Source organism: Rhizobacter sp. P2_H2 (assembly GCF_056403375.1).
Window position 1 is genome coordinate 1 of record NZ_JBFUFP010000236.1, and the last position, 6,389, is coordinate 6,389.

Genomic DNA, 6,389 nt, shown 5'->3' on the forward strand with positions numbered 1-6,389 from the left:
GGCGAGCCCGGGGGCCAGCGCCAGCATCTTGCCGAGCAGGGCCTGGTGCTTGTCCGGCACGGTGTCGTACAGCGATGCCAGATGCTCCTTGGGCACGATCAGGAAGTGGATCGGTGCCCACGGCGCGATGTCGTGGAAGGCGATCAGTTCGTCGTCTTCGTAGACCTTGCGGCTCGGAATCTGGCCGGCCGCGATCTTGCAGAAGATGCAGTTCGGATCATGGCTCATGGCGCGGGCACCGGCATCGGCGTGTTGGAGTTCAGGTTCACCCAGCCGCGCACGACGCGGTAGAGGAACCAGATCGAGATGATGACCCACGCGATCCAGCCTGGGAGGAAGAGCAGGAACCACAGCGGCACCGTCACGATGTACAGCACGGCGGCCCAGATCACCGAGCGGATGCGCCAGCGGAAGTGCGATTCCTGCCAGGTGCCGGCGGCATCGTCCTTTTTCACGAGGTCGAGGATGAAGGCGACGATCAGCAGCACCGGCGTGACCTGCGCGCCGGGCACCACGGCGGCGACCGCGACGATCGCATGCAGTGCGTAGCTGATGTGGCCGATGTTCTTCAGCGACTGCTCGCTGTCGGAAAGCTTGGTCACGACATCGTTCATGTTCCGTCCGCCTCTCGGGTTTGCAACTTGCGTGCGGCGAATTCCTCGAGGCCCGACAGGCCCTCGCGCCGCTCCAGCTCGGCCAGCACGTCGGCCGGTGTCAGGCCGAACGCACTCAGCGCGAGCATCGAATGGAACCACAGGTCGGCGACCTCGTAGACGATCTTCTGGCGGTCGCCGTCCTTGGCGGCCATCACCGTCTCGGTGGCCTCTTCGCCGATCTTCTTCAGGATCGCGTCGGTGCCCTTGTGGAACAGCCGGGCGACGTAGCTCTTGTCCGGGTCGCCCTGGCGGCGCGACTCGATCACCGCCGCCAGCCGGGCCAGCGTGTCGTTGCCGTTGCGAGTGTCTTTCACCGCGGTTTTCACATCCGTCATTTGTAGATCGTCCCGGGGTCTTTCAAGACCGGCTCGACGGTGTGCCAGGCGCCGTCCTTGTAAAGCTGGAAGAAGCAGCTGTGGCGGCCGGTGTGGCAGGCTATTCCAGGTTCATGGCCGCGCTGGGTCACCTTCAGCAGCAGCACGTCGTTGTCGCAATCGAGGCGCATCTCGTGCACCTGCTGCACATGGCCGCTTTCCTCGCCCTTGTGCCACAGGCGCTGGCGCGAGCGGCTGTAATAGACCGCCTCGCCGAGCTCGGCGGTGCGGGCCAGGGCTTCGCGGTTCATGAACGCGAACATCAGCACGTCGTTGCTGCCGACCTCCTGCGCGATCACCGGCAGCAGGCCTTGCGCATCCCACTTGATCTCGTCGAGCCAGCTCATCGGGCGAGTGTATCCGTCGCATAAGTCGGGCCCGAGAACCCGCGCTCCTCGGCGAACCATGCCAGCACCGGCACGGTGCCCGGCAGCACCGGCTGCACCTGCACCGGCAGGCTCTGCCAGGCCATCTGCTGGGCCTCGCGCATCTCGAACTCGCCGGTCCACGCGAAGACCTTGCAGAAGTGGAGGCGCACCCGTGCATGCGGGTAGTCGACGATCTCGACCTTCCACGGCTGCACCGGCCCGATCGTGATGCCGATCTCCTCGTGCAGTTCGCGGCGCAGTGCCTGCTCGACGGTCTCGCCGGCCTCCAGCTTGCCGCCGGGGAACTCCCAGTAGCCGGCGTAGACCTTGCCGTCGGGCCGGCTGGTCAGCAGGAAGCGGCCGTCGGCATCGATCAGCACGCCCACGGCGACTTCGACCGGCGTGCGCTCGGCAGCGGTACTCATGACGCGTGCCGCCCGGCGTAGTCTTTTGCGAACTGGAACGCGACACGCCCGGAGCGCGACCCGCGCTCCAGCGCCCACACCAGCGAGGGCTGGCGGGCGGCGGCGATCTCGTCCTCGCCGACGCCGAAGCCGCGCAGCCATTGCGCGACGATCGCGAGGTATTCGTCCTGGCTGAACGGGTAGAAGCTGACCCACAGCCCGAAGCGTTCGCTGAGCGAGATCTTTTCCTCGATCACTTCGCCGGGGTGGACCTCGCCATCCTCGGTGTGCTGGTAGGTGAGGTTCTCCTTCATGTACTCGGGCAGCAGGTGGCGGCGGTTGCTGGTCGCGTAGATCAGCACGTTGTCGGAGGCCTGCGAAATCGAGCCGTCGAGGATGGATTTGAGCGCCTTGTAGCCGGGCTCGCCTTCGTCGAAGCTGAGGTCGTCGCAGAACACGACGAAGCGTTCAGGCCGGTCGGCGACCAGGTCGACGAGGTCGGGCAGGTCGACGAGATCGGCCTTGTCGACTTCGATCAGGCGCAGGCCGCGATCGGAAAACTCGTTCAGGCAGGCCTTGATCAGCGAGCTCTTGCCGGTGCCGCGTGCGCCGGTCAGCAGCACGTTGTTGGCGGCGTGGCCGGCCACGAACTGCGCGGTGTTGCGCAGCAGGCGCTYCTTCTGCGGCTCGACCTCGACCAGCTCGCTGAGCCGCACATGCGCCACATGACGCACCGGCAGCAGCTGGCCCGAGGCACCCCGCCGGCGATACCGAAACGCGATCGACGCGGACCAATCGGGCGCAACCAGCGGCTGCGGCAGCACCGCCTCCAGCCGTGTGAGCAGCGCCTCGGCGCGTTGGACCAACTGCAGCAACGTGTCGGGAGCAAGAGACATGCAAGACCGCCGGGCTGTTGCCGGCACCTGGGCTGGAATGGGGCCGTCAGTGTATTGGGTCTCGTCGCGTCGCGTGGCGGCGCGGCGGGTGAGGGGATGGGCTGGGGGCTCAGCCTCGGCGGTCGGCCCTGGCGGGCCGACTCCACGRAGAAGCTCGGCTTTGGGGATGCATCGGCAAACTCCCTCCACTCACTTCGTTCGTTGTGGTCAAACASWGCCGATGAGTATRTCTACGAAGCGCGCTGGCGCGCGCCATCCCCAAAGCCGAYCTTCTCCGTCGCCYCAGAARTCGCCCCCAGCCCATYCCCTCACCCGCCGCGCCGCKCACCACCAGYCGCTCTTGTTGGGGGGAAAAGATTGAAGTGACCGACRARCGTGCGAGCGTTGGCRCGCTTGTCGRTCACTTCAATCTTTTCCCCCAAACACAGYSYGGCGGTGSTSGCAAAGGCGCGGGTGGGKAGGCTGKGGAGCGCCAATCAGGACGGGKCGCCGGAGCTGGCTGGTTTCATGGCCCGCGTGCGCAGCACGCTTCGTGAACTGACTGTCGCACACTGTTTGACCACAGTGAGCGAAGCGAACGGAGGGAGTTTGGGCGACGGGCCATGAAACCAGYCAGCGGAGGGKAGTCATCGCCCCGCCAGGGGCGATGACCGACCCGGCCGGCGAGCCACAGCCTACCCACCCGCGCCTTTGCCGCGCAGACGMAGACCGAACTACCGCTTCACCGGCGGCAGATCCGTACAAGCCCCTTCGAAGGCCTCCGCCGCCAACCCGATGGTCTCGCCAAGCGTCGGGTGCGGATGGATCGTGCGACCGATGTCCACCGCATCCGCCCCCATCTCGATCGCCAGCGCGATCTCGCCGATCATGTCGCCCGCATGCGTGCCGACGATGCCGCCGCCGACGATGGCATGCGTCGTCTCGTCGAACAGCAGCTTCGTGAAGCCCTCGTCGCGGGTGTTCGCGATCGCGCGGCCCGACGCGTTCCACGGGAACAGGCCCTTCTTCACCTTCAGCCCCTTGGCCTTCGCCTCGTCCTCGGTCACGCCCACCCAGGCCACTTCCGGATCGGTGTAGGCCACGCTCGGGATCACGCGCGCAATGAACTCGGCCTTGGCCAGGTGCTCATCGCCCAGCTGCTCGCCGGCCGCGACTTCCGCCGCCACATGCCCTTCATGCGTCGCCTTGTGCGCCAGCATCGGCTGGCCGACGATGTCGCCGATCGCGAAGATGTGCGGCACGTTGGTGCGCATCTGCACGTCGACCGGAATGAACCCGCGCTCGCCGACGACCACGCCAGCCTTCTCGGCACCGATGCGCTTGCCGTTGGGCACACGGCCCACCGCCTGCAGCACCAGGTCGTACAGCTGCGGCTCCTTCGGCGCGCCCTCGCCCTCGAAACGCACCAGGATGCCGTCCTTCGTCGCCTCGGCGCCGACGGTCTTCGTCTTCAGCATGATGTTGTCGAAGCGCGGCGCGTTCATCTTCTGCCACACCTTCACGAGGTCGCGGTCGGCACCCTGCATCAGGCCGTCCAGCATCTCGACCACGTCGAGCCGCGCACCGAGCGACGAATACACCGTGCCCATCTCCAGCCCGATGATGCCGCCGCCGACGATCAGCATGCGCTTCGGGTTCTGGCGCAACTCGAGCGCGCCGGTCGAGGTGACGACGCGCGGATCGTCCTTCGGCAGGAACGGCAGCTTCACCGCCTCGGAGCCGGCCGCGATGATCGCGCGCTTGAAACGGATGGTCTGCGTGCCGCCCTTGGCCAAGGCCACGGTGATGTGGTGCGGATCGGCGAACTCGGCCGTGCCCTGCACCACCGTCACCTTGCGCATCTTGGCCATCGCGGTCAGGCCGTTGGTCAGCTTGCCGACCACCTTTTCCTTGTGCTTGAGCAGCTTGCCGAGATCCACGCTCGGGGCCTGGAAGCCGATGCCCAGCGCATCGAAGTGCTTGACCTCGTCCATCACCGACGCAACGTGCAGCAGCGCCTTTGACGGAATGCAGCCGACGTTCAGGCACACGCCACCGAGCGTGGCGAAGCGCTCGATCATCACCGTCTTCAGGCCGAGGTCGGCGGCGCGGAACGCGGCCGAGTAGCCGCCCGGGCCGGCGCCGAGCACCAGCATGTCGCATTCGAGGTCGACAGTGCCGGAAAAACTGGAGGCCTGCGGCGCCGGTGTGGCTGCTGCGGGGGACGGCGCGGCAGCAGGCGTCGCAGCAGCGGGTGCAGGCGTCGCGGCGGCAGCCGGTGCGGCCGCACCTGCGGCCTCCAGCGCCAGGATCACCGACCCCTGGTTCACCACGTCGCCCACCTTCACCTTGACGTCCTTCACGACGCCGGCATGCGACGACGGGATCTCCATCGAGGCCTTGTCGCTCTCGACCGTGATCAGCGACTGCTCCGCCTTCACCGTGTCGCCGGGCTTGACCAGCAGCTCGATGATGGCCACGTCCTTGAAGTCGCCGATGTCCGGGACCTTGATGTCGATCAGTGCCATGCTCAGTCTTTCGCCTTCAGTTTGATCGTGTGGGCCTTGATGGGCCCGGCCGAGTTCTTGTCGAATTCGCAGCCGGCGCGCACGCCCAGCTCGGCGATCTCGCGCGCGGTCAGCTTGCCGCCGTAAGCGCCGTACATCGCGCCCAGCGCAAACGCACGGCCCGAGCCGATCGCCCAGAAGCGATCGAACTCGAACACCTCGCGGTACGAATACACGCCGTAGATGCCGGTCGCATTCGCGATCAGCGCCGTGAACTGCGAGCTCTCGTACGGGTCGGCATCTTCTTCCTTCGGGTTCAGGAAGAAGGTCTCCTTCAGCTTCGGGTGCACCTTCAGGAAGGTGTCGAACACCTCGTCGCGCGACTGCAGCTTCAGGTCGTCGGGCGGCAGGCTGTTCAGCACCCGCCGCAGCACCGGGAAGTGCGCGGTGGTGCCGGCCATGCCGACCCACGAATCGCCGACGCGAAACAGCTTCTCGTTCTCTTCATACCCATGCGCCAGCCGCGTGTCCCCGAAGGTCACGAGGCTGTCGGACGCGAGYGCCACCTGGGTTCCCTTGCGGACCACCACCACGGTCGTCATGGGGTGGGTCCGCTCAGAGCAGGACGCGGCGGAAGTCGGCCAGGATCTGCGCGAGGTAGGTGTTGAAGCGCGCCGCCGAGGCGCCGTCGATCACCCGGTGGTCCCAGCTCAGGCTCAGCGGCAGGATCAGGCGCGGCTGGAAGGCCTTGCCGTCCCACACCGGGCGCGTCGCCGACTTGCACACGCCGAGGATCGAGACCTCCGGCGCGTTGATGATCGGCGTGAAGTAGGTGCCGCCGATGCCGCCCAGCGAGCTGATCGAGAAGCAGCCGCCGGTCATCTCGGCCGGCGCCAGCTTGCCCTCGCGCGCCTTGCCGGCGAGTTCGTTCATCTCCTTGCTGATCTGCAGGATGCCCTTCTTGTCGGCATCCCGGATCACCGGAACCATCAGCCCGTTCGGCGTGTCGGCCGCGAAGCCGATGTGGAAGTACTGCTTCAGCACCAGCTGCTCGCCGTCGAGCGAGGCGTTGAACTCGGGGAACTTCTTCAGCGCCGCAACACAGGCCTTGATCAGGAAGGCGAGCATCGTGACCTTGACGCCCGACTTCTCGTTCTCCTTGTTCAGCTGCACGCGGAAGGCTTCGAGCTCGGTGATGTCGGCAT

Annotated in this window: 9 protein-coding genes; all 9 read right to left on the bottom strand. The window is 66.6% G+C overall.

From position 1 onward, the window contains the following. Positions 1-228 (bottom strand): HIT domain-containing protein (locus AC1D15_RS14270; RefSeq protein ID WP_477826507.1); only part of this gene is annotated, 228 nt, incomplete at its 3' end. After that, positions 225-614 (bottom strand): DUF4870 family protein, encoded by a 390-nt coding sequence (locus AC1D15_RS14275; protein ID WP_465111189.1) that lies wholly within the window; start codon positions 612-614, stop codon positions 225-227. The genes AC1D15_RS14270 and AC1D15_RS14275, both read right to left, overlap by 4 nt. Beyond that, positions 611-991, bottom strand: coding sequence for a phosphoribosyl-ATP diphosphatase (locus tag AC1D15_RS14280; RefSeq protein WP_477826508.1), 381 nt, complete (start codon positions 989-991; stop codon positions 611-613). Before AC1D15_RS14280 ends, AC1D15_RS14275 begins: the two co-directional genes overlap by 4 nt. After that, positions 988-1,377 (bottom strand): phosphoribosyl-AMP cyclohydrolase, encoded by a 390-nt coding sequence (gene hisI, locus AC1D15_RS14285; protein ID WP_465111188.1) that lies wholly within the window; start codon positions 1,375-1,377, stop codon positions 988-990. Before hisI ends, AC1D15_RS14280 begins: the two co-directional genes overlap by 4 nt. After that, positions 1,374-1,823 carry an NUDIX domain-containing protein gene (locus AC1D15_RS14290; protein ID WP_465111187.1) on the bottom strand — a complete coding sequence of 150 codons (450 nt, stop codon included), beginning with the start codon at positions 1,821-1,823 and terminating at the stop codon, positions 1,374-1,376. Before AC1D15_RS14290 ends, hisI begins: the two co-directional genes overlap by 4 nt. Beyond that, the gene (locus AC1D15_RS14295) at positions 1,820-2,698 is read right to left on the bottom strand and encodes an ATP-binding protein (RefSeq protein WP_477826509.1); all 879 of its coding nucleotides are present in this window, start codon (positions 2,696-2,698) and stop codon (positions 1,820-1,822) included. The genes AC1D15_RS14290 and AC1D15_RS14295 overlap by 4 nt, the downstream gene beginning before the upstream one ends. A gap of 713 nt (positions 2,699-3,411) precedes the next feature. Further along, positions 3,412-5,205 (bottom strand): dihydrolipoyl dehydrogenase, encoded by a 1,794-nt coding sequence (lpdA, locus tag AC1D15_RS14300; protein WP_477826510.1) that lies wholly within the window; start codon positions 5,203-5,205, stop codon positions 3,412-3,414. Between the two features lie 2 nt (positions 5,206-5,207). Then, entirely contained in the window at positions 5,208-5,786 is a 579-nt protein-coding gene (locus tag AC1D15_RS14305; RefSeq protein ID WP_169677063.1) for an Ntn hydrolase family protein, read from the bottom strand. Between the two features lie 13 nt (positions 5,787-5,799). Further along, on the bottom strand, positions 5,800-6,389 hold a 590-nt coding region (locus tag AC1D15_RS14310; protein WP_477826511.1), incomplete at its 5' end, for a 2-oxo acid dehydrogenase subunit E2.